This window comes from Burkholderia sp. 8Y, from assembly GCF_902506145.1.
Lineage (GTDB): Bacteria > Pseudomonadota > Gammaproteobacteria > Burkholderiales > Burkholderiaceae > Caballeronia.
The window spans coordinates 2,844,554-2,868,852 of the sequence record NZ_LR733520.1; the positions used below are offsets into that span (position 1 = coordinate 2,844,554).

Here is a 24,299-nt window from a genome sequence, read left to right on the forward strand (position 1 = left end):
TGACGCTGTTACTGACAAGAGGAAGTGGCCTTTGAGCACACTGATCGTTCTATTACCGCCGCGCGATCCCGGCGTGCGCTCGCAGGAGTGGCAACTGCCGGACCTGCCGTTCCTGCTGCTGGACAAGCGCGGCGAGACGCAGCGCGCCGGCCGCGCCGCGGTCGGCCTTCTGCCGCGCGCCAACGCGACGGTGCTGATCGTCGCGGCGCGCGACACGCTTCTACTCGCCGCTACCATTCCGCCGCTGAAAGGGCCGAGGCTGCGTCAGGCGCTGCCGAACGTGGTCGAAGACCAGTTGATCCAGGATCCGCAGACGTGCCATATCGCCGTCGATCCGGCCGCGCTCGCGGATGGGCGGCGCGTCGTCGCGGTGATCGATCGCGGCTGGTTCCGCTTCGTCTGCGACGCATTGACGAGCACCGGGCATCGCAATCTGAAGGCGGTGCCGGCCATGCGCTGCCTGCCGGTTCCCGCCGCCGCGCCTGTCGTCGAGACGCCCGAGGGCGAAAAAGCGCCCGAAGCGCCGCCGACGCCCTTCATCGCGGGGTTGCTGGGGAACGTCGTTTCGACCGCGCCCGCGCTGATCGGTGAGATCGAAGCGACGGCGCCCGCGATCAGCACCGCGCCGCGCGTCGAAATCGCGATTGCGCGCGGCGAGCGCGCGGCGCTCGGCGAAGGGCTCGCGTTGCCCGTCGATTCCATTGCGCCGACGCTGGAAGCACTCGCGGGCGAGCATCCGCTCACGCTCTATTCGCTTGTCGATCTTCCCGGCGACGAGCCGCGCCTTGCCGGATCGCGCAAAGAGGCGGCGCTCGCGGGCGGGCATCCGCTCGCGTTCGAGGCGCTGGCGCGCAATGCGCTCGCCAGCCGCTTCGACCTGTGCCAGTTCGAATTCGCGGCCCAGCCGTGGCGGCTCGACCGCGCGACGATGCGCCGCCTGCGCGTGCCCATCGCGCTCGTGGCGGCATCGGTGATCGTGTCGGTCGTTGGCATCAACGTGCAGTGGATTCAGCTCGCGCGCCAGCGCGACGCCATCAGCGCCCAGATGACCGAACTGCTGCTCAACGCGTTTCCGAAGACGACGACCGTGCTCGACGCGCCCGATCAAATGGCGCGCAATCTCGACCGCCTGCGCGTGGCGTCGGGCGAGCTGTCGCCGTCGGATTTCCTGTCGCTCGCCGACGGCCTCGCGCGCTCGCTCGGTCCGGTGCCGGTGAACGGCATCGCCGGGCTCGACTATCGCGACCGCCATCTCGAAGTGACTTTCAAGCCGGAAACCAAGGTCGATCCCGATCTCGGCAAGCGCCTCGCGGCGAACGGGCTGAACGGCGCCATCGACACGAACACCGGCAAATGGACGATCAGGAGCGGCCAATGAAAGCAGAAATCGGACGAACGCTCTCCGAGTTCTGGGAGGCGCGCACGCCGCGCGAAAAGACGCTGTTGATGTGGGGCGGCCTGCTGCTCGGCATCGCGCTGGTTTATCTCGTGCTGTGGGCGCCCGCTTACGAAGGCCGCGCGCGCCTGCGCGACACCTTGCCGACGATGCAGCGCCAGCTCGCCACGATGACCGCGCAAGCGAACGAAGCGCGCTCGCTCGCCGGCAGCGCCGAGGGCGTGACGCCGACGGGCGGCGCGCTGCGCGATGCGCTCGCGAAGTCGCTCGCGGACAACGGCATGCAGCCGACGCAGGTGCAGGTCATCGGCTCGGCGGTGCAGATTCAGCTGAAGAACGCGTCGTTCCCGAACTGGACGATGTGGCTCGACGACGCGCGCAAGCAATTCAAGGTGCAGGTGTCCGAAGCGCACGTTCAGGCGCTGAAGCCGGACGGTCAGGTGGATCTGACCGCATCGCTGCAACCGGCCAGCGTCAAATGAGCTACTGGACTCGCCGACTCAGGCTCGCGCTGCCGGGACTTGTCGTGATGGTGTTGTCGGTGGCGGGCACGCTGCTCGTGATGATGCCCGCCGCGTGGATCACGCCGCAATTCGCGAAGGCGACGGGCGGTCACGTGAACCTCGCCGACCCGTCCGGTTCGCTCTGGCGCGGCTCGGCGACGCTGATGCTCGCCGCGAGCACCGACGGCTCGGGCGCGACGCTGCTGCCGGGGCGCATCGAATGGACGACGGCGTTCTGGCCGCTCTTCACCGGCCGCGTGCACATGACCATGCGACAGACGGAAGCGATGCCCGATCCCGTGATCGTCGATGCCACCACGCGCGGCGCGACCCTTTCGGCGGGCGGGATCGCGGTGCCGGCGACGCTGCTCGCGGGTCTTGGCGCGCCGTTCAATACGCTGAATTTCGAAGGCACCGTGCGGCTTTCGTGGACCGAATTCCGGCTGCTCGGCAGGAATGCTTACGGACAGTTCGTCGTGACGCTGGACGACATGGCGTCGCGCGTGTCGCGGGTCAAGCCGCTGGGTTCGTATCGCGTCGCGTTGCAGGCGCAGGGTGCGACCGCGAGCATCGATCTTTCGACGACTAAAGGCCCGTTGCTGTTGACGGGCAGCGGCGTGATCTCGCAGGACGCGACGACGTTCGAAGGCACCGCGAAAGCTGAGCCGCAGCAGCGCGAAAACCTGGCGGGACTGCTGAATCTGCTCGGCCGGCACACCGATCCGGATACCGTCGCGCTGACGTTCGCGCGCTGACAACGCGCGGCGTCAGCCGCCCGCTGCGCTCTTCTCCGTCGCGGACATCGTGTCGGGCGCGGAAGCCGCCGCCGGCGCCTCGACCCCGCCCGTCTCGCGATTCATCTGCGCGACGTCCCAGCCGCCGCCCAGCGCCTTCACCAGCCCGACCGACGCCACCATGCGCTGGCCCGCGATATTCGCGAGCTTCTGTTCCGCCGTGAACGCCGTGGTCTGCGCGGTCAGCACGCTGATGAACGCGACCGTCCCCGCTTTGTACTGATTGTTGATGATGGCGAGCGCCTGCTGCGCGGACTGCACAGCCTGCTGCTGCACGACGATCTCTTTCTCCAGAATTCGCAGGGACGCGAGGTTGTCTTCCACGTCCTGGAACGCGGTCAGCACGGTTTGCCGATACGTCGCGACGTTTTCGTCATAGGCGGCGCGGGCGGCTTCGGTGCGCGCGGCGCGCAAGCCGCCGTCGAAAATCGTCGCGGCAATACTCGGCCCGAGCGTCCAGAAACGCGACGGCGCGCGCAGCAATTGCGACAACACCGAGCTTTCGAAGCCGCCCTGCGCGGACAGCGTGAGCGTGGGAAAGAACGCGGCGATTTCGATGCCGATCTGTTCGTTCGCCGCCGCCGCCTTGCGCTCGGCCGACGCGATATCCGGACGCCGCTCCAGCAGCGCCGACGGCATCGCGGTGGGAACGGTCGGCGGCGTGGCGTCGAGCGGCATCGCGGGAAGCGAGAAGGTCGAAGCCGGTTCGCCGACGAGCACCGCGATGGCATGTTCGTATTGCGCGCGCGCGACGCCGTTCTCGATGGCGGAAGCCTGCGCGGACTGCAATTGCGTCTGCGCCTGAATCACGTCCGAGCGCGCGACGATGCCTTGTGCGTACTGATTCTGCGTGAGCTTGAGGGACTGCTGATAAGCGGCGACGGTATCGTCGAGCAGCTTCTGCTGAGCGTCGAGCGAGCGCAACTGAAAGTATGTTTGCGCGAGCGTGGCCTGCGCGGACAGACGCGCGTTGGCGAGATCCGCTGCCGCGCCCTGTTGCCCCGCCTTCTGCGCGGTCACCGTCCGGCCGATGCTGCCCCACAGATCCGGCTCCCACGAAGCGTCGAGCGCCAGGTTGTAGTCGTTGCTGACCGTGCTGCGGTTGGCGAACGCGGCGGTCGACGTGCGACTGCTGGTTCCCGACCCGGCCCGCGATGCCGACGCGGACGCGCCGATGGTCGGGAAATATGCCGCCCGCGCCTCACCGACGAGGGCGCGCGCCTGACGATACGCCGCCGCGAACTGCGCAATGCTCTGGTTCGACTGGTTCAGGCGCGCTTCGAGATCGTTCAGCCGCGCGTCGTCGTAGACGGTCCACCAGTCGCCGCGGTCGGTGCGGTCGGCGGGCTGCGCGACTTTCCAGCCTTCGGGCGCTTCCTTGTAGGCGGCGGGCATCGGCGTCGTGGGACGCTGATAATCCGGGCCGACGGCGCAACCCGCGATGGACATCGCGCAGGCGGCGGCCATCGCGATGGCGCTCAGTTTGCGCGCAGTGCGGCGAGCGGCGGGACGGCGGGGCCTGGCGGAAACAGAAGCGGAAACGGAAACGGCGGGGCGATACGGCATCTGCGTGTCGAAAATCCTGTCGGCGTGGGTTCGTCCGGTGCGGCGAACGCGGTCAGCCGAGATAGTAACGGAACGCCCGCAGCGCAGTTCGCAGCGGGCGTCGGGCAGACGTTAGGGTAACGGCTTCGCCGTAAGGCGGGTGTTACGTGCGGGAAGAAATCGGTTACGGCGCGTTACTCCCGATGAGTCACGCGCTTTACCGGCCCGTCGAGCCGCCGCCGGCCGGGCAGCCCTGGCATGGCGCGCCGAGCAAAGGGCGTGACGACGTGCTGCCCGCTTTCCCGGAAGCCTCGCCTTTGCTCCGATGCCTGTTTTCGAACCAGCCCATTGCGAGCACCGCCAACGAGCCGCCCGGCAGCAGGAACACGATCATATACACCGCGAGCTTCCACGGATTCAGCTTCGTCGGAACGAAGTGACGGGAAGCACTGGCGAGCGTGCTGCTGACTTGGCCGATGCGTCGGCGGGCGGTGCGGGCAGTGTGGGCGAAGCGGGTCATTGGCGGTCCTTCAGGCGTCGATCGAACGACGCAGATGGCATCAAAACATGGTCTCGGGCGGCGCATTTAAGCGCGTAACGCGTTGCTTAGAATAATATTGACTATGCAACTACTTTTCAAGATACTGGCGATTGCTTTTTTCTCGAACTGTTGTTTCGCGGCACGCCGCGCCGACGTCAAACCGCATGGACCGCGATCCGCTCTACGACCCCGCCACGATTCGGCTCGAAACCAGCCTCGGCTACTACCTCGCGAAGGCGCGCAACGTGTTGATTGCGCGAACGGACGAGGCGCTGAGACCGCTCGATCTCACGTCGCAGCAGATCGGCGTGATTCTCTCACTGGCGTCGGGGCGTGCGCGCACGCCGTTGGAGCTATCGCGGGAGATGTCGTATGACAGCGGGTCGATGACGCGCATGCTCGACAGGCTCGAAAAGAAAGGCTTCGTCAGCCGTGCGCGCAGCGACGCGGACCGGCGCATCGTCGAGTTGAAGCTGACCGAGCGCGGACAGGAAGCCGCAGCGCGACTGCCGGCCATCGGCGCGGCAGTGCTGAACGAGCAACTGCACGGCTTCAGCCGTGCCGAACTGGATCTGCTCATCGCGATGCTGGCGCGCATCATCGGTAATTCGCCGGCGGAGGACCACGGCGTCTGCGCACTGGACGACGCTGACTAGAGCAATCTATCGAATCAACACCGTACGAATTGCCCATTTCACTGTCTGGGCAGAGAATGCCGCGACACGAATAATTCAAGCGCTGGAGTACAACAACAATGTCAACGACCGCGACCGCCGAACCAAACGACGCCCCCGCCGTACCGCCCGCCCCGGCTCCGCTTGCGGGCGGCATTCTCGCGCTTCTGACCATGGGCCTCGCGCTCGGCACGTTCATGGAAGTGCTCGACACATCGATTGCCAACGTCGCCGTGCCGACCATTTCCGGCAGCCTCGGCGTCGCGACGAGCGAAGGCACGTGGGTGATTTCGTCGTATTCGGTGGCGTCCGCGATTGCGGTGCCGCTGACCGGCTGGCTCGCGCGGCGCGTCGGCGAGGTCAAGCTCTTCACCATTTCCGTGCTGCTGTTCTCGATCGCCTCGGCGCTGTGCGGCTTCGCGCAGAACTTCGAGTCGCTGATTGCGTTCCGGCTGCTGCAAGGTCTCGTGTCCGGCCCGATGGTCCCGCTCTCGCAAACCATCCTCATGCGCAGTTATCCGCCGGAGAAGCGCGGACTCGCGCTGGGTCTATGGGCGATGACCGTGATCGTCGCGCCGATCTTCGGCCCCGTGATGGGCGGCTACATCACCGATAACTACACCTGGCCGTGGATTTTCTATATCAACGTGCCGATCGGCGTGTTCTCGGCCGCGATCGCGTATTTCCTGTTGCGCGGCCACGAGACGAAGACGACGAATCAGCGCATCGACGCAGTCGGCCTGGCGCTGCTCGTGATCGGCGTCGCGAGTCTGCAAATGATGCTCGACCTCGGCAAGGATCACGACTGGTTCAATTCGAACTTCATCGTGTCGCTGGCGATCATCGCGGCCATTTCGCTCGCGTTCATGTTCGTGTGGGAGATCACGGAGAAAGAGCCGGTCATCGACTTGTCGCTCTTTCGCGACCGCAATTTCGCGATGGGCGTGCTCATCACGTCGCTCGGCTTTCTTGCGTTCTTCGGGTCGGTGGTCGTGTTGCCGCTGTGGTTGCAGACGGTGCTCGGCTACACGCCGTGGCTCGCCGGCCTCGCCACCGCGCCGGTAGGCATCCTCGCGCTCGTGCTGTCGCCGATGATCGGGCAGAACATGCACCGCATGAATCTGCGGGTGGTGGCGAGCTTCGCGTTTATCGTGTTCGCGTTCGTGTCGTACTGGAACTCGACGTTCACGCTCGACACGCCCTTCCACGACATCGTGTATCCGCGGCTGATTCAGGGCATCGGCGTGGCGTGCTTTTTCGTGCCGATGACGACGATCACGCTTTCCAGCGTCTCCGACGAGCGGCTCGCGGGCGCGGCGGGATTATCGAATTTTCTGCGTACGCTGTCGGGCGCAATCGGCACGGCGGTGAGCACCACGTTCTGGGAAAACGACATGATCCGCCATCACGCGGTGCTCACGGAATCCGTCACGCCGTACGCGCAGACGACGACCGCCTATTCCGACCTGCTTTCGGGCCTCGGCCTGTCGGGACAGGCGCTCGCGGCGCAACTGGATCGCGTCGTGGCCGCGCAGGCGTACATGATGTCGACCAACGACTTCTTCCGCATCTCGTTCTATGCGTTTCTTGTGCTCGCCGCGATGGTCTGGCTGACGCGTCCGCGCAAGGGCGCGTCGGCGTCGATGGGGCATTGATCCGCGCGCGTCACTGCGGCGGCAGCGGCGTGACCGATTGCGCCGGCTCGCTGTCCAGATTCAGCGGAACGGACTGCATCTGCTGCGGCTGCTGAACGGCTTGCGGCGTGGCGTTCACGGGCCGCGCCGTGCCGTAGCGCACGAATTGCTTGAAATCCGCGCCCGCCTGCCACGGATTCGGATCGCAGCCGAGCGGACTGTCGCAGTGCGCCGCGAAGCCGATGGTCGCCGTGCCTTCGTTGCTCGGCGTCTTCGTGACCTGATACGCGAGGGCGCGCTTTCCGCTCGACGGGCCAGCCGTCTGGATGACCGAATCCGTGATGGCCTGCAACTTGTACTCCGAATGATTTGTCACCCAGACTTGAGCGCGCGCCCACCATGCGTCGCATTCCAGCTTGCTCATGCAGGTGAGCGGCGCGGTGGCCTGTTCGATCGTCTGGCTGCTGACCTGCGTTTCGGCCGCGCAGCCGGCGATCAAGGCGAGCGACGCGGCTGCGCTGATGAGTCGGTAGTTCATCGCATTCCCGATAGTCGATAAAAAGCCGATTTTCGGCCCGCACGCGCGTACGGTGTTCCGCGCGTTTCCCTCTGTTGCAAAACACGTCGGTTTTGCCGCACGCGCCCTATCTCAGCAGTAAAAAATTGCCCGTTTCCCTTGGTCAGACGCCGACGCTGTTCGGCTTGTAATCCTGATACGCCGCGATGAACGCATCGAACGGCTCGGTCTGCTCGCGCTCGATGGCGGCTTGCTCGGCCAGCGACTTCGCGGCAAGGGCCTCCATGTCGCGCTCTTCGTCAGGCGGCAACGGACGGCGGCGAAAGTACTCCGCGTGCTCACGGCTGATATTCAACGCAAAGTGCTCGAACGATTGCTGCTTGTCGCGCATCGTCTGAAGGACGCGCGCCGACGGCGTCAACGAAGCATCCGCGATGCGCGGACGGAGCGCCGTCAGCGCGCGCATGTGGTCGTCGCCACCGGAAAGCGCGTCGAGCGTGCTCGCGACCGGCCCGATCGCGTCGAATAGTTCGTTCGCCCAATCCTGCATGGAAACCAGCGCGCCGTCGCGACGAAGCGTGAGGCCCGGCTTGCGTCCTTCCTTCGTGATGGCGCTGAAGTTGTCGTTCGCTTCGATGCTCGCTTCGCGCGGCAGGGGCGGGCTGTCTTCCAGCGCGCAATACAGCAGATACGCGTCGAGAAAGCGCGCCGTTTCGAGCGCAATGCCAGCGGGCGCGAAGGGATCGATATCCAGGCAGCGCACTTCGATGTACTGCACGCCGCGCTCGGCCAGCGCCTGTAGCGGGCGCTCGCCGGAGCGCGTGACGCGCTTCGGGCGAATGGTCGAGTAGAACTCGTTCTCGATCTGCAGCACATTCGTGTTGATCTGCACCCACTCGCCGTCGCGCTGCGTGCCGATGGCTTCGTAAGGCGCGTACGGCTGGCTCACCGCTTTCGCGAGCACGTCGAGGTACGCGTCAAGCCGGTCGTAGCTCGGCAGCAGATCGGCCTGCGCCGGATTGTTCGTGTAGCCGAGGTCGCTCATGCGCAGGCTGGTCGCGTGCGGCAGATAGAACGTGTCGTCGTCGAACGTTTCGAGCCGATGCGTCTTGCCTTCGACAAAGCGTTTATTCAGCGCGGGCGACGCGCCGAAAAGGTACATCAACAGCCAGCTCGTGCGGCGGAAATTGCGAATCAGCGCGAAGTAACGCTCCGAGCGGAAGTCCTGCAACGACAGCGCGTTCGACGGATCGAGCGCCTGCCATGCGCGCCACACGTTTTCGTCGAGCGAATAGTTGTAGTGGATGCCCGCGATGCACTGCATGGTGCGGCTGTAGCGCAGCGCGAGTCCGCGGCGATACACGTGCTTCAGCTTGCCGATGTTCGACGTGCCGTAATTGCCGAGCGGAATCTCGTTCTCCCGCGGCAGCGCGTTGGGCATCGAATGATTCCACAGCAGCTCGTCGCCGAGATGCGCATAGGCGAAGCGGTGAATCGCGTCGAGACGCTCGAGCGCGCGCGCGGCGTCCGGCTCGGCGGGCGTGATGAGTTCGACGAGAGCTTCCGAGTAGTCCGTCGTGATCAACGGATGCGTGAGCGCCGAGCCGAACGCCCGCGGATGCGGCGTCATGGCGAGCTTGCCGTCGGCCGTCACGCGCAGACTTTCCTTTTCGATGCCGCGCAAGCCTTGGCGCAGGGCGTCGGCGTGCGGCCCGGACGCGAGCGCGGCAAGCCTGCGCCGATATGCGCCGGTTACGGAGTGAGCGGAATTCGTGTTTGCCATTGAAGCGTTTTGCGAGGAGCGCGAGAAGCCCGCGCCCGGTCATATTTTCGGGTAGCGGGCACTTTAACATCTCGGTGTTGCCCGTGCTCGGGGCCCCGATCCGCGCGGTTCGCGGCGCTTTTGAACGCGATCGCAGACGCAATGAAAAACGCCCGCGCGTCTTTCGACGCCGGGCGTATCGGCAAACTACGGCTTTTAGGCAACCTTTCCCGCGTCGCCATGCGTGCGCTCGGCGTCGAGCAACGCTTCCTTGCGTGACAAGCCCCAGCGATAGCCGGCGATCGCGCCATCCTTGCCGATCACGCGATGACACGGAATCGCCAACGCCACCGGATTCGACGCGCACGCGCTCGCGACGGCCCGCACCGCGCCCGGCGATCCCACCGACGCCGCGACGTCCGTATAGCTGCGCGTTTCGCCGTAGGGAATGCGGCGCAGCGCATCCCACACGCGCTGTTGAAACGCGGTCGCGCCGATGTCGAGCGGCAGGTCGAAACGCTCGCGCGTGCCTTGCAGATACGCGCGAATTTGCGCGATGAACGGCGCCATGCGCGCGTCGTCCTGGATGCGCTCGGCGAGCGCGAAATCGGCGGCGAGCTGGTCGATGAGCGTCTCGCGATCATCATCGAATGCGATCTTGCAGACGCCCTTGTCGGTCGCCGCGACGAGCACCGTGCCGAGCGGCGTGGCGGCGGTCGCATAGCGTAGCGTCAGCCCCGCGCCTTTGCGCCGATACGCCGATGGCGTCATGCCCAGTTCCGCCGGCGCGGCCTCGTACATGCGCGACGGCGAGCCGAAACCGGCGTCCTGCGTGGCGCGCGTCACGTCGTGGCCGCGCTGTAAGGCGTCGCGTAGCACGCCCGCGCGCCGGGCCGCCTGGTACTGTCGCGGCGAAATCCCGACGATGCGCGAAAACAGCCTTTGGAGATGAAACGGACTGACGTGGACGGCGTCGCTCAGTTGCGCGAGCGTCATGCGCTGCTGCGGATCGGCGTCGAGCACCTTGCAGGCGCGCTCGACGATGGCGAGTTCGCGCGGCAGGCCCGTCGGCTGGCACCGCTTGCATGCGCGATAGCCGGCGGCTTCGGCTTCGCCGGTCGTCGTGAAAAACGACACGTTCTCGCGGCGCGGCGCCCGCGACGCGCACGACGGCCGGCAAAAGACGCCCGTCGTGCGGACGGCGAAGAAGAACGCGCCGTCCGCTTGCGCGTCGCGTTCGGCGACGGCTTGCCAGCGGCTTTCGTCCGTTTGATAGTGGGAGATTTCTGCGGCGTTCATGATGACCTCGGCGGCTTTTAGGTACGCGTCCAATGTAAAGCCGTGCCGACGAGGTTACGCGCCGTTCCTTGCTCTGTCATTGCTGCGGCTGTCCCGCGTTGCGACAAAAAGTGATGCGCAGATGCTACACATCGACGCCATAGGGGTTTTTACTAAAATTTCTATTGCGTCGCATCAACCCGCTGTGTATGATTGGAACTGTCTCCTCCATGTCTCCTCCTGATATGGATTCAGCCCGCCGACTAGGCGGGCTTTTTTTTGCCTGTGCGCCCAGTGCGTTACCGCATGCGGGCGAAAAAAAACCGGGCGCATGCGGCCCGGTTTCGTCTCAGTCGCCCGAGGTTACAGCACGTAGCGCGACAAATCCTCGTCTTCGGCGACTTCGCCTAATGCGCGATCCACATACGCCGCGTCGATTTTCACCGGCTGGCCCGCGTGGTTGCCCGCCGCGAACGACACTTCCTCCAGCAGCTTCTCGATGACCGTGTAAAGCCGCCGCGCGCCGATATTCTCCGTCTTCTCGTTCACCGAAAACGCGATTTCGGCCAGGCGCCGGATGCCGTCGTCGGCGAAATCCAGTTCCACGTCTTCGGTCGCGAGCAGCGCCTTGTATTGCTTGACGAGACTCGCATCGGTCGAATTCAGGATGGACTCGAAGTCGCCCACGGAGAGCGAGTCCAGTTCGACGCGAATCGGGAAACGCCCTTGCAGTTCGGGAATCAGATCGCTGGGCTTCGCCAGATGGAACGCGCCGCTCGCGATAAACAGGATGTGATCCGTCTTGATCATCCCGTACTTGGTGTTGATGGTCGTGCCTTCGACGAGCGGCAGCAGATCGCGCTGCACGCCCGCCCGCGACACTTCCGCCCCGCCGACCTCACTGCGCGACGCGATCTTGTCGATTTCGTCCAGAAACACAATGCCGTTCTGCTCGACGTTCTGCACCGCCTTGTTCTTGACCTCTTCGTCGTTGAGCAGCTTGCCGGCTTCTTCGTCGGTGAGCAGCTTCAGCGCCTCTTTCACCTTCACCTTGCGGCGCGTTTTCTTGCCGCCGCCGATGTTCGCGAACATCGAACGAATCTGCTCGGTCATGTCTTCCATGCCCGGCGGCCCCATGATGTCCATGCCGACTTGCGGCAACTCGACATCCAGTTCGATTTCCTTGTCGTCGAGCGCGCCTTCGCGCAGGCGCTTGCGGAACGTCTGTCGCGTGGCGTTATCGCCTTCGCCGTTCGCTTCAGCCGCGCCGAAACCGACCGGGCGCGCGCTCGGCAGCAGAATATCGAGGATGCGGTCTTCGGCGCGATCTTCCGCCTTGGTGCGCACCTTCTTCATTTCCGCTTCGCGCGTCTGCTTGACCGAAATTTCGATCAGATCGCGCACGATGCTGTCGACATCGCGGCCCACGTAGCCGACTTCGGTGAACTTCGTCGCTTCGATCTTGATGAACGGCGCGTCCGCGAGCTTCGCCAGACGCCGCGCGATCTCGGTCTTGCCGACGCCCGTCGGCCCGATCATCAGGATGTTCTTCGGCGTGATTTCCTGGCGCAGCGGCTCGGCGACCTGCTGGCGACGCCAGCGGTTGCGCAGCGCGACGGCAACCGCCTTCTTCGCGCGCCCCTGACCGATGATGTGTTTGTCGAGTTCCGAGACGATTTCGGAGGGAGTCATGGTGGTCATCGCTGGGTTCCTTTATTCGATCGTCTCGATGACGCGATTGTGATTGGTATAGATGCACATGTCGCCGGCGATCGTCAGCGCCTTCTCGACGATCTCGCGCGGCGAAAGCTCGGTGTTTTCCGCCAGCGCCTGCGCGGCGGCTTGCGCATAAGCGCCGCCCGAACCGATCGCGCAGATGCCGTTTTCGGGATCGAGCACGTCGCCATTGCCGGTAATGACGAGCGTGGCCTGTGCGTCGGCGGCGATCAGCATGGCTTCGAGCCGGCGCAGCATGCGGTCGGTGCGCCAGTCTTTCGCCAGTTCGACGGCGGCGCGCGTCAGATTGCCCTGATGCTTCTCCAGCTTCGCTTCGAAGCGATCCAGCAGCGAGAACGCGTCGGCGGTGCCGCCGGCGAAGCCGACCAGCACCTTGCCGCCATAGATGCGGCGCACTTTCTTGGCGCCGCCTTTCATGACGATGTTGCCGAGCGTCACCTGACCATCGCCGCCCAACGCGACTTTGCCGCCGCGTCGCACGGAGACGATGGTCGTGCCGTGAAATTGTTCCATGTGCGTTCCTTAAGAAAACCAGAAGAACGCGGGCGGCCTGCAACCATTGACGAGCCGCCACGCAGTCGAGAATTCGATGGAGTGCACGGCGCGGGGTTCCGCCCGGCCGGAAGGCTCGAAGCGAACGGCGCCGCGCGCGCGCCTTCGCGATGAGCGGGCGCGTCGGATTCAGTTTAGGGCGCGGTGGAAATTATCAAGGTGCGGGTCTTTCGATCGCCCGGAAAGCAAAAAGGCACACGGTTCACGTGTGCCTTTTCCGATCCCAAGCGTCAGACTTGCAGTTTTTCGCGGCGGCGCGTTCCCCGTTGCGGGCGGTCCCGCATCGTTCGCCGCGCGGTTCCCGCTTCAGTCGCCGAAGAGTTTCTGGCGCAGTTCGCGGCGCTCTTGCGCTTCCAGCGAGAGCGTGGCCGTGGGGCGCGCGAGCAGACGCGGAATGCCGATCGGCTCGCCGGTTTCTTCGCACCAGCCGTAGTCGCCGGACTCGATGCGCGCGAGGGACTGCTGCACCTTCTTCAGAAGCTTGCGTTCGCGGTCGCGCGTGCGCAGTTCCAGTGCATGTTCTTCCTCGATGGTTGCGCGATCCGCCGGGTCCGGCACGATCACCGTTTCCCGCAGATTTTCCGTCGTCTGGCCGGCATTCTTGAGAATGTCCGCTTGCAACTGCTCGAGCCGGTTCTTGAAGAAGGCGAGTTGTTCCTCGTTCATGTAGTCCTTCTCGCTCATCTTCAGGATTTCGGCTTCGGTCAAGAGTTTCGTTGTCATCTGCTTGCTTCTTCAATGTAAGGCGATGTCTTGGCAACGCCCGCACTTGCGTTGCCCGCATGCATGCAGCGTTTTGGCGTCACGCGACACTCGATGCGGGGCCGAACTCCTCTGGAAACCGATATTGGCTGCTCCGATAACGTTCGCCTCGTGGCCCTCGCGGCCTATCAGCAGATCGTCCGCCGGGGCATCCCTTTCTGATATCCGCCGGCCAACGCCCGTAACGATGCGCCGAACGGATTCGCCCTTCTCCAGTGGGGCTGTATTGTAACTGAACCGCAATTTCCGACGATAACCGAGGAAAACCCTGTCGAAAGCCGCCGGAATTCCAAAAATATAACGCCTGAACACGCAAAAAGCGACGGCGCTTCGTGGGCCCGACTACATTCCGCGACGATAATCGCTCACGAAAAACGCCGCCGGCGAGACTCGCGGGCGGCGCTTTTCTTCGGATCGTCTTCGCGTCGTACATTTCGCGTTCTTGCCGCGCCATAGCGCAAGCAAAGAATAGCGAAATGCGTGCCGCGCTTGTTTCTGCGGTTACTTCACCAGGCAGGCGTTCAGGCCGTCGGTGATCAGATCCTTCGGCAGCTCGATACCGATGAACACCATCTTGCTGTTCTTCTTCTCGATCGGCATCCACTTCGCGGCGAGATCGCTGCCCATCATCTGATGGACGCCCTGAAAGACGACCTTGCGATCGACGCCCTTCATATACAGCACGCCCTTGTAGCGCAAGAGCCGCTCGCCGTAAATCTGCAAGATGCCGCCGAGGAAGTCTTCGAGACGGTTCGGGTCGAACGGCTTGTCGCTGCGATACACGAAGGACTTGATCTTGTCGTCGTGGTGCGCGTGATGATGGTGATGATGGTGCTCGTGATCGTGGCCGCACGTGGCATGGTCGTGATCGTCGTCATGCGCGTGTGCGTGATCGTGGTCGTGGTCGTCTTCCGCGAGAAAGTCCGGGTCGATTTCCAGCTTCGAATTCAGATTGAAGCCGCGCAGATCGAAGATTTCCTTGATGTCCGCATCGCCGAAGTTGACGACCTTGATCGCGGCGCGCGGGTTCATGTGCACCAGCCGATGCTTCAGTGCTTCGAGCGCCTCCGCGTCGACGAGATCGGATTTCGTGATGAACAGGCGGTCCGCGAAACCCACTTGCCGCTGCACCACCTCGTGCTGATCGAGCTGCGCGTTCGCGTGCTTCGCGTCGACGAGCGTGATGATCGCGTCGAGCAGGAATTCGTCGGCGACCGTGTTATCCATGAAGAACGTCTGCGCGACCGGACCGGGATTCGCGAGACCCGTGGTTTCGATCACCACGCGGTCGAAATCGAGCGTGCCCGCCTTTTTGCGATTGGCGAGGTCTTCGAGGGCGCGCGCCAGATCGCCGCGAATCGTGCAGCAGATGCAGCCGTTGCTCATCTGGATGATCTGCTCGTTCGTTTCCTGCACGAGAATTTCGTTGTCGATGTTCTCTTCGCCGAACTCGTTTTCGATCACGGCGATCTTCATGCCGTGCTTTTCATTCAAGATGCGCTTGAGCAGCGTGGTTTTGCCGCTGCCCAGAAAGCCGGTCAGGATGGTTACGGGAATCATGGTGTCGCCTGTTTCCTTGTCAGTGTTCGGAGTCGCGCGGCCGGTCGGTGGCGCACTGAATCGGTTATTGAAACATATTCGCCGGACAGGCGCTTCGCGCCGCGTGACCTTGCCGCAGCCAGATAGGGCCGCTTACGCGATTTGCAACAGCAGGCCCTTCAGGTACTCGCCTTCGGGAAACGCCGTGAGCAGCGGATGATCGACGCCCGCGCCGAGCCGCTTCAGGATGCGTGCATCCACGCGCGCATCCGCCGCCGCGCCCGCGACGATCTTCTGAAAGAGGTCCGCATCGATCGCGCCCGAGCACGAGTACGTGAACAGCAGCCCGCCCGGGCGCAGCAGCTTGAAGCCGCTCAGATTGATGTCCTTGTACGCACGCGCGGCGCGGTCCACGGTTTCGCGCGACGGCGCGAACTTCGGCGGATCGAGCACGATCAGGTCGAAACGCTCGCCTTCGTCGACCAGACGGCGCAGCGTCTTGAACGCGTCGGCGTCGAGCCATTCGGCTCGTTCGGCGTCGAAGCCGTTGGCCTTGACGTTCTCCCGCGCGAGCGCGAGCGCCTCGCCGGACGAATCCACCGACACCACGCGCGTGGCGCCGCCCTTCAACGCCGCGAGCGAGAAGCCGCCCGTGTAGCAGAAGCAGTTCAGCACGTCGCGGCCTTGCGCGTTCTGCTGCACGAGCACGCGGTTGTCGCGCTGATCCACGTAGAAGCCGGTTTTGTGGCCGTGCTTCACGTCGACGTGATAGCGCACGCCGCATTCGTTCGTGATGAGCGTGTCCGGCGGCGGATCGCCCGCGAGCACGCCGGTCGTCTGTTCGAGCCCTTCCTTCTGGCGGATCGACACGTCGGAGCGTTCGTAGACGTTCGGGCAGCCGGTCGCGGCGATCAGCGCATCGACGATGGCTGCCTTCCACGTTTCGACGCCCGTCGCCATGAACTGACAGACGAGCTGCGCGTGCGACCCTTGATCGGCGATGTAGTAATCGACGATGAGGCCCGGCAAGCCGTCCGCTTCGCCGAAGACGAGGCGCGTCGCGCCGGTGTCGCGCACCATCGTCTGCCGATGCGCGACCGCCCGCTGCACACGGCGCTTGAAGAACGCGTGATCGACGGGCTCGGCTTCGTCGAACGTCCACACGCGGGCGCGAATCTGCGAATGCGGACTGTACGACGCGCGAGCGAGGAAGCGGCCGTCGGCGGCGCGCACGGCGACGGTCGCGCCGGGCGCGGGATTGCCGTCGATGCGCGCGATGGCGTTCGCGTAAATCCACGGATGGCGGCGAACGAGCGACTTGTCCTTCGCCGGTTTGAGCGTGATGGTGTTCATTGCGATGAGGAAAGCAGCGCGCGCGGCGCCGCGGTGTTAGTCGCGCTTCTTCGCGCGCGGATGCGCCGAGTCGTAGACGCGAGCAAGATGCTGAAAGTCCAGCGATGTGTAGATCTGCGTCGCAGTGATGCTCGCATGGCCGAGCAGTTCCTGCACCGCGCGCAGGTCGCCGCTCGACTGCAAAACGTGCGTGGCGAATGAATGCCGCAGCACGTGCGGATGCACGTTCGCGGGAATGCCGGCGAGCAGCGCCATGCGTTTGACACGCTCGCGCACCACGCCCGGCGACATGCGATTCCCGCGCACGGAAAGAAAAAGCGCGTGCGGGTCGAGCTTCACGAATTCGCCGCGCACGTCGATCCACGCGCGCAGCGCATCGATCGCCTTGCTGCCGACCGGCACCTTGCGCATGCGCTTGCCTTTGCCGAGCACGGTGACTTCGGCGGCGGCGAGATCGAGCCAGCCGGCGGATTCATGTTCGATCGTATCGACGTGGCGGACATCCAGCCCGACGAGTTCCGAAAGCCGCAGCCCCGACGAATAGAACAGTTCGAGCATGGCGTGGTCACGCAGCGACTCCGTGGTGTCGGCGCGCGGCGCGTCCATCAGGGCCATTGCGTCGTCGACGGAAAGCGCCTTCGGAAGCGTCTTTTCGCGCTTCGGCGCGCGCACCGTCGCGACTGGATTGGCGGCCATCTCGACGCGTTCGGCGAGCCAGCGATAAAACGCGCGCCACGCCGACAGCCGATGCGCGATGGAGCGCGGCGACAGTCCCGCCGAGTGGGCGCGCACGACCGCGCCGCGCATGTCGGCGGCCGTCAGCGTTTCCAGCGCGCGGCCCTTGGCGAGCGCGCGCAGTTCGCCTAGTTCGTACGTGTAGCCGCGCAGCGTGTGTTCCGACAGACGCCGCTCGTGTTCGAGCATCGCGAGATAAGCGGCGATGTGATCGGCGGGCTGCACGTTGGCGTCGCTCAGTTCGGCAGCAGGCGGCTCAGCGCCGCGCTCGCCAGCACGCCGATCTGCGCGAGGAAATCCGTCGCCATGCCGTCGTGGAAGCGCCGCGCGTCGGGCGAGCCCATTACGAGCAGGCCGAACGCGGGCGCATCCGGGCCGGCTTGCGGATCGCGCAGCGCGACGAGCGCAATCGACTGGATGCCGCTGTCGCCGGACGCGGCCTCGGCCGAGCCGCCGATCGCGGAAGCCGACGCCGAATTCGCCACGCCGAGCCACTGCGCCGCCGCGAAGCCGCTGTTCGCGCCGCAATACGGCGCGTCGAGACTGCCCGCGAAAATGCGTACTTCCTCGCCGACGTGACGCGCGAAGTCGGCCTGGCGATACGCTTCATCGACATCCCACATGCGCAGCGCGGCGTGCGGCACGTCGAAGACTTCGCACAGCCCTTTGCTGATCGTCGGCGGCAGCGCGTAGGGGTCGCGCTGGCCGGTCACGCGCACGGTCCAGCGGTTGAATTTCGTGGCGATGCTGTCGTTTTCGTGACCGTAGCGCAGCAGTTCGGCGAGCCGCCGTTCGAGCTGCTTGTTCTTGTCGCGCAGCATTTCCATCTGGCGTTCCTGCAACGACACAGCCGACTTGCCGTGCGGATTGGATAGCCGGATGGTGCCGAGGAGTTCGGCGTGCTCGACGAAGAAATCGGGGTTGTCGAGCAGATAGTCGGCGACTTCGCGTGGATTCATGTTTGCCTGATACGTTTGAATGCGTGGCCCGAGTCAGCCAATGTCCGATAGCTCGATCTCGCCTTCGAAGACCGTGGCGGCGGGCCCGGCCATGAAGAGCGCGGCGGATTCGTCGCGCGTGCCGTCCCAGCTAATGGTGAGCGTGCCGCCGTGCGTCTCGACGCGCACGGGCGAATCCACCAAGCCGCGCCGGATGCCCGCGGCCACCGCCGCGCACGCGCCCGTGCCGCACGCGAGCGTTTCGCCCGCGCCTCGCTCGTAGACGCGCAGCTTGATCGAATGACGGTCGACGATCTGCATGAAGCCCGCGTTGACGCGCTCCGGAAAGCGCGCATGGCGCTCGATGAGCGGCCCTTCGGCGAGCACCGGATGCGCCTCCACGTCGTCGACGACCTGCACCGCGTGCGGATTGCCCATCGACACGACGGACACCCAGCGCGCCGGCCCGCCGATATCGAGCGGCCAGATCGTGTCGTTGCCCTCGCGGCGGCCTTCCAGACCGCTGGCGTCGAACGGCACGCGCGGCGGATCGAACACGGGCGCGCCCATGTCGACGGTCACTTCGCCGTTGTCCTGCATCGTCAGCGTGATGACGCCTTTTTGCACCTGCACGCGCACCGTCGACGCAGCAGTCAGCCCGCGATCGCGCACGAACTTCACGAAACAGCGCGCGCCGTTGCCACAATGCTCGACTTCGCCGCCATCGCAATTGAAGATGCGATATTTGAAATCGACGCCATCGACGGTGGGCTTTTCGACCAGCAGCAGTTGATCCGCGCCCACGCCGAAATGACGGTCGGCGAGCGCGCGAACCTGCGCGGCGCTTAGGTTGAGCGCCTGCGTGTAGCCGTCGAGCACGACGAAGTCGTTGCCCGCGCCCTGCATCTTGGTGAACTTGAGTTTCATGGCCGCTATTGTATGTGAGCCTCGGTGCGGCGTTTCGCGCCGCTCGCGGCTCAATAAAAACCTGGCTCGCCCGGCGGCCGCGTCTTGAAGCGTTTGTGGACCCAGTAATACTGCTCGGGCATGCGCGGAATCTGCTCTTCGAGAAAGGCGTTCATGCGGCGGGCGTCGGCTTCGTCGTCGCCGGTCGGATAGTTCTGCCACGGCTCGAAAATCTTCAGCCGATAACCCTTGTAGTTCGGCAGCACTTCGCCGATGAATGGCACCACTTGCGCCTTGCCCGTCTTCGCCAGCCGGCCGACGGCGGTAAGCGTGCAAGTCGGAATGCCGAAAAACGGCACGAAGGTGGAGTTGCGCATACCGTAATCCATGTCAGCGCCGAGCATGACGGGTTTGCGGTCGCGCAGCCAGCGCAGCACGATGCGCGCGCTGTCCGCCCGGCTCGCCATGTCTGCGCCGAAACGGCCGCGCTGCGTCTTCGCGATTTCCTCGACTTGCGGATTCGAAAACGGTTGATACAGCGATCCGCATCGCCGGTGCAGCGAGTAGTTCAGGAAGATCGATCCCGCCTCGATGCCGACGAAGTGAAGGCCGAGAAAGAGCGTGGGCGGCAGATCGGGGTCGGTGAGATCGACGGCGCTGTCCACTTCGATCAGCTTTTCCAGCTTCTTCGCCGATCCGAACCACTGCACGCTTCGCTCCACATAACTGCGGATGGCGTGCCGGAAATGCCTCTGCGCGACTTCCTCGCGGCGCTCGGGCGGCCATTCGGGAAAGCAGAGCTTGAGATTCGTATGCACGATGCGCTTACGGCGGCTCGGAATCTGATAAAGCAGCCAGCCGAGGCCATCGCCGAAACGCGCGGTAATGCCGTAAGGAATAATCGCGAGAAACTTCAGAAAGCCGATGGCGAGCGTGACGCCGATGCGCCCTAACATGAGGTGCTCCCGCGAACATACGGGCGGCCGCTGCGAGCGGAAGATAAGCGCGGGACGAATGACAGCAAGCGTTCGACTCTGAAATAACACGGGAAACCGGTATAATAAGACCTTCGCCGAGTTAATGGACAACTTGCGGGGCGAAGCCGGCCTTAAGCCCGATGCGTGCATCACGTGCATCGGGGTTCTGGACGGAGAAAGGACATCCGCTAAAGCGTCGCCGCTTCAGACTCCAAACGAAGTCGGCTACGTGAATCTCAACCGTACTCAATTGGAGTCTGAAGCGTGTCGAACGACTACCTGTTTACCTCCGAATCCGTTTCCGAAGGCCACCCGGACAAGGTTGCCGACCAAATCTCCGACGCTATCCTCGACGCCATCCTGTCGCAGGACAAATACTCGCGCGTCGCAGCGGAAACCCTCTGCAATACCGGTCTCGTCGTCCTCGCGGGCGAAATCACGACCACCGCGAATGTCGATTACATCCAGATCGCGCGGGACACCATCAAGCGCATCGGTTACGACAACACGGACTACGGCATCGACTATCGCGGCTGCGCGGTGCTCGTCGCGTATGACAAGCAATCGCCGGATATCGCGCAAGGCGTGAACAAGGCGCACGACGACAATCTCGATCAAGGCGCGGGCGATCAGGGCCTCATGTTCGGTTACGCGTGCGACGAAACGCCCGAGTTGATGCCGCTGCCCATCCACCTGTCGCACCGTCTCGTCGAGCGTCAGGCGAACCTGCGCCGCGACGGCCGTCTGCCGTGGCTGCGTCCGGACGCGAAGTCGCAAGTCACCGTGCGCTACGTGGACGGCAAGCCGCACTCCATCGACACCGTCGTGCTTTCGACGCAGCACGCGCCGGACATCGACTTGCCGCAACTGCGCGAAGCCGTGATCGAAGAAGTCATCAAGCCGACGCTGCCGAAGGAACTCATCAAGGGCGACATCAAGTTCCTGGTGAACCCGACGGGCCGGTTCGTGATCGGCGGTCCGCAAGGCGATTGCGGTCTGACGGGCCGCAAGATCATCGTCGATACGTACGGCGGCGCGGCTCCGCACGGCGGCGGCGCGTTTTCGGGCAAGGATCCGTCGAAGGTGGACCGCTCGGCGGCGTACGCGGGCCGTTACGTCGCGAAGAACGTGGTCGCGGCCGGCCTGGCATCGCGCTGCCTGATTCAGGTGTCGTATGCCATCGGCGTCGCGCGCCCGACTTCCGTGATGGTGAACACGTTCGGCACGGGCCGTGTGTCGGATGCGGAAATCACGAACCTCGTGCTCGAACACTTCGATCTGCGTCCGAAGGGCATCATTCAGATGCTGGACCTGCTGCGCCCGATCTACGAAAAGTCGGCGGCGTACGGTCACTTCGGCCGTGAAGAGCCGGAATTCTCGTGGGAAGCTGCGGATAAGGCGCTGTTGCTCGCCGAAGCCGCTGGCACGGAACCGGTGGTGCGCGTCGCGTAAGCGTCGGCGCATCGCAAAAGAAAAACCGGCAGGCTTCGCGTCTGCCGGTTTTTTTTCGTCCGTTCGCGGCGATAACGCCTTTTTAGCGCACGGCGAACGCGTACCAGCCCGCGCTCGTCGCCGACGTGCGGCGCGGCCGGCGGCTCGTGAGCGCAGCCGCTCGCGGCTTCGGCGACGGCGCGCGCAGTTGCATCGGACGGCGCAGCAGTGTCCGCAGCGACAAGTCGCGCGAAGCCGCGCGCGCACGGAGATTCAGGAAGAATCCGCGAAACCAGGAGCGGATGCCATCGACGGGATGCGTGTCCGTGACGTGCGGCGCGAGCGCCTGCGTGCGGGCGGAATGGTGCCGCAGCGCGCGGATCATGCCGCGCCGTGCGGGCCGCGCGGCGCTGGATGCGACGCGTCGAAGGCCCTTAGCGATTCGGTGGTTCATGTCGGCGATAGGTTCGTCTGCTTGGTGCCAAACTCGACGATAGTCGTCTCGAAAATTGCGTTCAAGGCTTCGATTCAACCTCGACTGCGAAGTTGCACCGAGCGATGCGGCCAATGTACCGGACGTGCGTGACTGTCGTAAGTCGGCGTTTTCCCTGCCGGATCGTGAAGCAGGCGCTTCATACCGCGCCGCGCGGCATAGGCGGCAAGCGCCTTTGCGACACGCGCGACTTACAATGACCGTTTTCGCCCCAATTTCGGGTATTGCGCTGGCTGTATGAGGCGATATCGAGACCGCGCCGAGGCTGAACGAACATGTCTGAACAAACGTCGCTGAAATCGAAGAATGATCAGGTGCAGGAGCTGCGCCAAATGGGCTTCGTCATCGTGAAGGGGCTCGTGTCCGATGCGCGCTGCGACGCGTGGCGCGAAGTCGCCCAGCGGCAACTGGCCGAAGCCGCCGCGCCAGTCGAATACGAAGCGGACCTGAAGTATCCCGGCGCGCCGGAATCGAAGCACGCGCCCGGCGGACACACGGTGCGGCGGCTTCTGGATGCGTACGGGCGCCATCCGCTGTTCGCGGAGTTCGCGACATCGCCCGAAGTGCGCGGCTGGATGGAGCTGTATTTCGGCGAGACGCCGTATCTATCGCGCGCGCATCACAACTGCGTGATGACCAAGCACCCGGCGTACGGCAGCCTGACCGGGTGGCATCGCGATGTACGTTACTGGGCGTTCGAGCGCGACGATCTGGTTTCCGCGTGGGTGGCGCTCGGCGACGAAACCGTCGGGAACGGTGCGCTGTGGTTCGTGCCGCGATCGCACAAGCTGGCGTTCACGTCGGATCGGTTCGACGAAGCGAAGTTCTTCCGCGCCGATTTGCCGGAAAACACGGCGCTCATTCACACGGCGGTCTCGCCTGCGCTCACGAAAGGCGATGTCGTGTTCTTCCACTGCAACACGCTGCATTCCGCAGGCAAGAATCTCACGGATCAGGTGAAATTTTCGCTGGTCTACACGTATCGCGGCGCGAGCAACGCGGCGTTGCCGGGCACGCGTTCGGCGTCGAAGCCGGAAGTCGCGCTCGTCTAAGCCTTCAGCGTTTGGAAGGCAGCGCGAGCCCGATCAGTCCGGCAAGCGACGCGACGATACCGCCCGCGATCAGCCAGATCGTCTTGTTCGTCGGCGAGCCCGTGAAAAAGCGCGAGACGTCGTTGCTGAGCGAGTGAAACGACTGTCCGCCGAAGTACAAGAGCACGATGCCGCCGACGAGCAGGGCAAGGGAAACCGCTCGGGTCATGAAGTGTCCTCGCTGATTCTGAGATAGGGCGCGCCAGCTTACAAGGCACGCGGCGGGGCGTCCAGTCAGGCCGGATTCGCAGCGACGGGCACGCGCGTGAGCGGCTGAATCTGACGCAGCAAGTCGGCTTGCACGCCCGGATGGTCGCTCGCGCGCGTCCACACGCCCACGTTGAATTTCACGCCGGTATCGGTGTAATCGGTGACGGCGATCCACGGCGCCGACGCGCCGTCCTGAACGATGCGCGCATCGCCCGTGACGAGCTTGCGCAGTTCGCCGAGCACGCGCTCGACGTCCTGACCATGCTGCACGAGGAAGTTCAGCACCACGCGCCGCTGTTCGTTGGCGCTGAAATTCGTTACCGGATTCGCCCAGATGATGCTGTTCGGCACGTACATGACGACGCCGTCGGCCTTCGTGAGACGCGTCGTGAAGAGTCCGATCTCGTTGACCGTGCCCGCCGTCACGCCGATTCCCTCGATGTAATCGCCCACGCGAAACGGCCGCAGCAGCAGCAACATCAACCCGGCCGCGATGTTCTGAAGCGTGCCTTGCAGCGCCAGTCCGATGGCGAGGCCCGCCGCGCCCAGTACGGTGAGGATGCTCGCCGCCGCGATGCCGAACTTGCCGAGCGCGGCGACGATGGCGACCACGCGGATCGCCCACATCGCGAGACTGGCGAGCACCGGCGTCAGCGTGGCATCGACGTTGGTGCGGTTGAGCGCACGCCGCAGCGCGTTCGCGACGATGTTCGAAATCCACCAGCCGACGGCGAGAATCAGAATGGCCATCAGAATATTGACGCCGTACGTCAGCCCGAGCGTGAGCATGAAGTCGTAAGCGGGGCGCAATTTGTCGATTGAATTCATGGGCGTGCTCCTTTTGCGAAATGTGCGTTGACCAGGCGGCGCGCTCCGTGCTCCCGCATATCGGGACGCGCATGCACCGCGCTCGCGCCGTCGCCGATTGGCT

The 24,299-nt window shown here is 64.5% G+C and carries 24 protein-coding genes; 7 read left to right on the forward strand and 17 right to left on the reverse strand.

Annotated elements, in window-relative coordinates:
• Positions 1-31: 31 nt before the first annotated feature.
• The 3 genes from gspL to GV035_RS23965 are packed head-to-tail and all read left to right on the forward strand — an operon-like array spanning position 32 to position 2,654.
• Entirely contained in the window at positions 32-1,378 is a 1,347-nt protein-coding gene (gene gspL / locus GV035_RS23955; RefSeq protein WP_159837381.1) for a type II secretion system protein GspL, read from the forward strand.
• Positions 1,375-1,878, forward strand: coding sequence for a type II secretion system protein GspM (gene gspM, locus GV035_RS23960; protein ID WP_159837382.1), 504 nt, complete (start codon positions 1,375-1,377; stop codon positions 1,876-1,878). Before gspL ends, gspM begins: the two co-directional genes overlap by 4 nt.
• On the forward strand, positions 1,875-2,654 hold the full coding sequence (locus GV035_RS23965; RefSeq protein WP_159837383.1) for a type II secretion system protein N: 780 nt from the start codon (positions 1,875-1,877) through the stop codon (positions 2,652-2,654). The genes gspM and GV035_RS23965 overlap by 4 nt, the downstream gene beginning before the upstream one ends.
• Before the next feature lie 12 nt (positions 2,655-2,666).
• Here the strand turns inward: GV035_RS23965 and GV035_RS23970 are convergent, their stop codons facing one another.
• Entirely contained in the window at positions 2,667-4,259 is a 1,593-nt protein-coding gene (locus GV035_RS23970; protein WP_159837384.1) for an efflux transporter outer membrane subunit, read from the reverse strand.
• A 196-nt stretch (positions 4,260-4,455) separates the two neighbouring features.
• Positions 4,456-4,758 carry a hypothetical protein gene (locus tag GV035_RS23975; RefSeq protein WP_159837385.1) on the reverse strand — a complete coding sequence of 101 codons (303 nt, stop codon included), beginning with the start codon at positions 4,756-4,758 and terminating at the stop codon, positions 4,456-4,458.
• A gap of 185 nt (positions 4,759-4,943) precedes the next feature.
• On the opposite strand from GV035_RS23975, the gene GV035_RS23980 reads away from it, so the two are divergent.
• The gene (locus tag GV035_RS23980; RefSeq protein ID WP_159837386.1) at positions 4,944-5,435 is read left to right on the forward strand and encodes a MarR family winged helix-turn-helix transcriptional regulator; all 492 of its coding nucleotides are present in this window, start codon (positions 4,944-4,946) and stop codon (positions 5,433-5,435) included.
• A 98-nt stretch (positions 5,436-5,533) separates the two neighbouring features.
• The gene (locus tag GV035_RS23985; RefSeq protein WP_159837387.1) at positions 5,534-7,108 is read left to right on the forward strand and encodes a DHA2 family efflux MFS transporter permease subunit; all 1,575 of its coding nucleotides are present in this window, start codon (positions 5,534-5,536) and stop codon (positions 7,106-7,108) included.
• Positions 7,109-7,118: 10 nt separating this feature from the next.
• On the opposite strand, the gene GV035_RS23990 is transcribed toward GV035_RS23985, so the two are convergent.
• The 12 genes from GV035_RS23990 to GV035_RS24045 form a co-directional block, all read right to left on the reverse strand.
• Positions 7,119-7,625: a hypothetical protein gene (locus GV035_RS23990; RefSeq protein WP_159837388.1), complete on the reverse strand. Its 507-nt coding sequence runs from the start codon at positions 7,623-7,625 to the stop codon at positions 7,119-7,121.
• Positions 7,626-7,767: 142 nt separating this feature from the next.
• Positions 7,768-9,387 (reverse strand): glutamate--cysteine ligase, encoded by a 1,620-nt coding sequence (gshA, locus tag GV035_RS23995; RefSeq protein ID WP_159837389.1) that lies wholly within the window; start codon positions 9,385-9,387, stop codon positions 7,768-7,770.
• 195 nt (positions 9,388-9,582) lie between these two features.
• Positions 9,583-10,665: a bifunctional DNA-binding transcriptional regulator/O6-methylguanine-DNA methyltransferase Ada gene (ada, locus tag GV035_RS24000; protein WP_159837390.1), complete on the reverse strand. Its 1,083-nt coding sequence runs from the start codon at positions 10,663-10,665 to the stop codon at positions 9,583-9,585.
• 342 nt (positions 10,666-11,007) lie between these two features.
• Entirely contained in the window at positions 11,008-12,345 is a 1,338-nt protein-coding gene (gene hslU, locus GV035_RS24005; RefSeq protein ID WP_159837391.1) for an ATP-dependent protease ATPase subunit HslU, read from the reverse strand.
• A gap of 12 nt (positions 12,346-12,357) precedes the next feature.
• A complete protein-coding gene (gene hslV, locus GV035_RS24010; RefSeq protein ID WP_159837392.1) occupies positions 12,358-12,894 on the reverse strand; it encodes an ATP-dependent protease subunit HslV in 537 nt (178 codons plus the stop codon).
• Between the two features lie 345 nt (positions 12,895-13,239).
• The gene (gene dksA, locus GV035_RS24015; protein WP_061122132.1) at positions 13,240-13,656 is read right to left on the reverse strand and encodes an RNA polymerase-binding protein DksA; all 417 of its coding nucleotides are present in this window, start codon (positions 13,654-13,656) and stop codon (positions 13,240-13,242) included.
• Between the two features lie 540 nt (positions 13,657-14,196).
• A complete protein-coding gene (locus tag GV035_RS24020) occupies positions 14,197-15,255 on the reverse strand; it encodes a CobW family GTP-binding protein (RefSeq protein ID WP_159837393.1) in 1,059 nt (352 codons plus the stop codon).
• A gap of 132 nt (positions 15,256-15,387) precedes the next feature.
• A complete protein-coding gene (locus tag GV035_RS24025; protein WP_159837394.1) occupies positions 15,388-16,587 on the reverse strand; it encodes a class I SAM-dependent rRNA methyltransferase in 1,200 nt (399 codons plus the stop codon).
• 36 nt (positions 16,588-16,623) lie between these two features.
• Positions 16,624-17,511 carry a tyrosine recombinase XerC gene (xerC, locus tag GV035_RS24030; RefSeq protein ID WP_236572777.1) on the reverse strand — a complete coding sequence of 296 codons (888 nt, stop codon included), beginning with the start codon at positions 17,509-17,511 and terminating at the stop codon, positions 16,624-16,626.
• Positions 17,512-17,558: 47 nt separating this feature from the next.
• A complete protein-coding gene (locus GV035_RS24035; protein WP_159837396.1) occupies positions 17,559-18,281 on the reverse strand; it encodes a DUF484 family protein in 723 nt (240 codons plus the stop codon).
• Positions 18,282-18,314: 33 nt separating this feature from the next.
• The gene (gene dapF, locus GV035_RS24040; protein WP_159837397.1) at positions 18,315-19,187 is read right to left on the reverse strand and encodes a diaminopimelate epimerase; all 873 of its coding nucleotides are present in this window, start codon (positions 19,185-19,187) and stop codon (positions 18,315-18,317) included.
• A gap of 50 nt (positions 19,188-19,237) precedes the next feature.
• Complete coding sequence (locus GV035_RS24045; protein WP_442859585.1) at positions 19,238-20,302, reverse strand: lipid A biosynthesis lauroyl acyltransferase; 1,065 nt, start codon at positions 20,300-20,302, stop codon at positions 19,238-19,240.
• 105 nt (positions 20,303-20,407) lie between these two features.
• On the opposite strand from GV035_RS24045, the gene metK reads away from it, so the two are divergent.
• A complete protein-coding gene (gene metK, locus GV035_RS24050) occupies positions 20,408-21,595 on the forward strand; it encodes a methionine adenosyltransferase (protein WP_159837399.1) in 1,188 nt (395 codons plus the stop codon).
• Between the two features lie 82 nt (positions 21,596-21,677).
• Here metK and GV035_RS24055 read toward each other — a convergent pair whose 3' ends face one another.
• A complete protein-coding gene (locus tag GV035_RS24055; protein WP_201304022.1) occupies positions 21,678-22,028 on the reverse strand; it encodes a hypothetical protein in 351 nt (116 codons plus the stop codon).
• 314 nt (positions 22,029-22,342) lie between these two features.
• Here GV035_RS24055 and GV035_RS24060 point away from each other — a divergent pair, with 314 nt between their 5' ends.
• Positions 22,343-23,119, forward strand: a complete 777-nt coding sequence (locus GV035_RS24060) for a phytanoyl-CoA dioxygenase family protein (RefSeq protein WP_159837400.1) — start codon at positions 22,343-22,345, stop codon at positions 23,117-23,119.
• 4 nt (positions 23,120-23,123) lie between these two features.
• Here the strand turns inward: GV035_RS24060 and GV035_RS24065 are convergent, their stop codons facing one another.
• Together GV035_RS24065 and GV035_RS24070 are read right to left on the reverse strand one after the other, a co-directional pair.
• Positions 23,124-23,327 (reverse strand): DUF3185 family protein, encoded by a 204-nt coding sequence (locus GV035_RS24065; protein ID WP_159837401.1) that lies wholly within the window; start codon positions 23,325-23,327, stop codon positions 23,124-23,126.
• A 65-nt stretch (positions 23,328-23,392) separates the two neighbouring features.
• Complete coding sequence (locus tag GV035_RS24070) at positions 23,393-24,196, reverse strand: mechanosensitive ion channel family protein (protein ID WP_159837402.1); 804 nt, start codon at positions 24,194-24,196, stop codon at positions 23,393-23,395.
• Positions 24,197-24,299: the final 103 nt, after the last annotated feature.

Bases quoted from the DNA above. Each gene is read 5' to 3' on its own strand.
- gspM (WP_159837382.1), top strand. From the start codon at position 1,375: ATGAAAGCAGAAATCGGACGAACGCTCTCCGAGTTCTGGGAGGCGCGC.
- GV035_RS23965 (WP_159837383.1), top strand. From the start codon at position 1,875: ATGAGCTACTGGACTCGCCGACTCAGGCTCGCGCTGCCGGGACTTGTC.
- GV035_RS23970 (WP_159837384.1), bottom strand. From the start codon at position 4,259: ATGCCGTATCGCCCCGCCGTTTCCGTTTCCGCTTCTGTTTCCGCCAGG.
- GV035_RS23975 (WP_159837385.1), bottom strand. From the start codon at position 4,758: ATGACCCGCTTCGCCCACACTGCCCGCACCGCCCGCCGACGCATCGGC.
- GV035_RS23980 (WP_159837386.1), top strand. From the start codon at position 4,944: ATGGACCGCGATCCGCTCTACGACCCCGCCACGATTCGGCTCGAAACC.
- GV035_RS23985 (WP_159837387.1), top strand. From the start codon at position 5,534: ATGTCAACGACCGCGACCGCCGAACCAAACGACGCCCCCGCCGTACCG.
- GV035_RS23990 (WP_159837388.1), bottom strand. From the start codon at position 7,625: ATGAACTACCGACTCATCAGCGCAGCCGCGTCGCTCGCCTTGATCGCC.
- gshA (WP_159837389.1), bottom strand. From the start codon at position 9,387: ATGGCAAACACGAATTCCGCTCACTCCGTAACCGGCGCATATCGGCGC.
- ada (WP_159837390.1), bottom strand. From the start codon at position 10,665: ATGAACGCCGCAGAAATCTCCCACTATCAAACGGACGAAAGCCGCTGG.
- hslU (WP_159837391.1), bottom strand. From the start codon at position 12,345: ATGACCACCATGACTCCCTCCGAAATCGTCTCGGAACTCGACAAACAC.
- hslV (WP_159837392.1), bottom strand. From the start codon at position 12,894: ATGGAACAATTTCACGGCACGACCATCGTCTCCGTGCGACGCGGCGGC.
- dksA (WP_061122132.1), bottom strand. From the start codon at position 13,656: ATGACAACGAAACTCTTGACCGAAGCCGAAATCCTGAAGATGAGCGAG.
- GV035_RS24020 (WP_159837393.1), bottom strand. From the start codon at position 15,255: ATGATTCCCGTAACCATCCTGACCGGCTTTCTGGGCAGCGGCAAAACC.
- GV035_RS24025 (WP_159837394.1), bottom strand. From the start codon at position 16,587: ATGAACACCATCACGCTCAAACCGGCGAAGGACAAGTCGCTCGTTCGC.
- xerC (WP_236572777.1), bottom strand. From the start codon at position 17,511: ATGCTCGAACACGAGCGGCGTCTGTCGGAACACACGCTGCGCGGCTAC.
- GV035_RS24035 (WP_159837396.1), bottom strand. From the start codon at position 18,281: ATGAATCCACGCGAAGTCGCCGACTATCTGCTCGACAACCCCGATTTC.
- dapF (WP_159837397.1), bottom strand. From the start codon at position 19,187: ATGAAACTCAAGTTCACCAAGATGCAGGGCGCGGGCAACGACTTCGTC.
- GV035_RS24045 (WP_442859585.1), bottom strand. From the start codon at position 20,302: ATGCACGTGATGCACGCATCGGGCTTAAGGCCGGCTTCGCCCCGCAAG.
- GV035_RS24055 (WP_201304022.1), bottom strand. From the start codon at position 22,028: ATGAACCACCGAATCGCTAAGGGCCTTCGACGCGTCGCATCCAGCGCC.
- GV035_RS24060 (WP_159837400.1), top strand. From the start codon at position 22,343: ATGTCTGAACAAACGTCGCTGAAATCGAAGAATGATCAGGTGCAGGAG.
- GV035_RS24065 (WP_159837401.1), bottom strand. From the start codon at position 23,327: ATGACCCGAGCGGTTTCCCTTGCCCTGCTCGTCGGCGGCATCGTGCTC.
- GV035_RS24070 (WP_159837402.1), bottom strand. From the start codon at position 24,196: ATGAATTCAATCGACAAATTGCGCCCCGCTTACGACTTCATGCTCACG.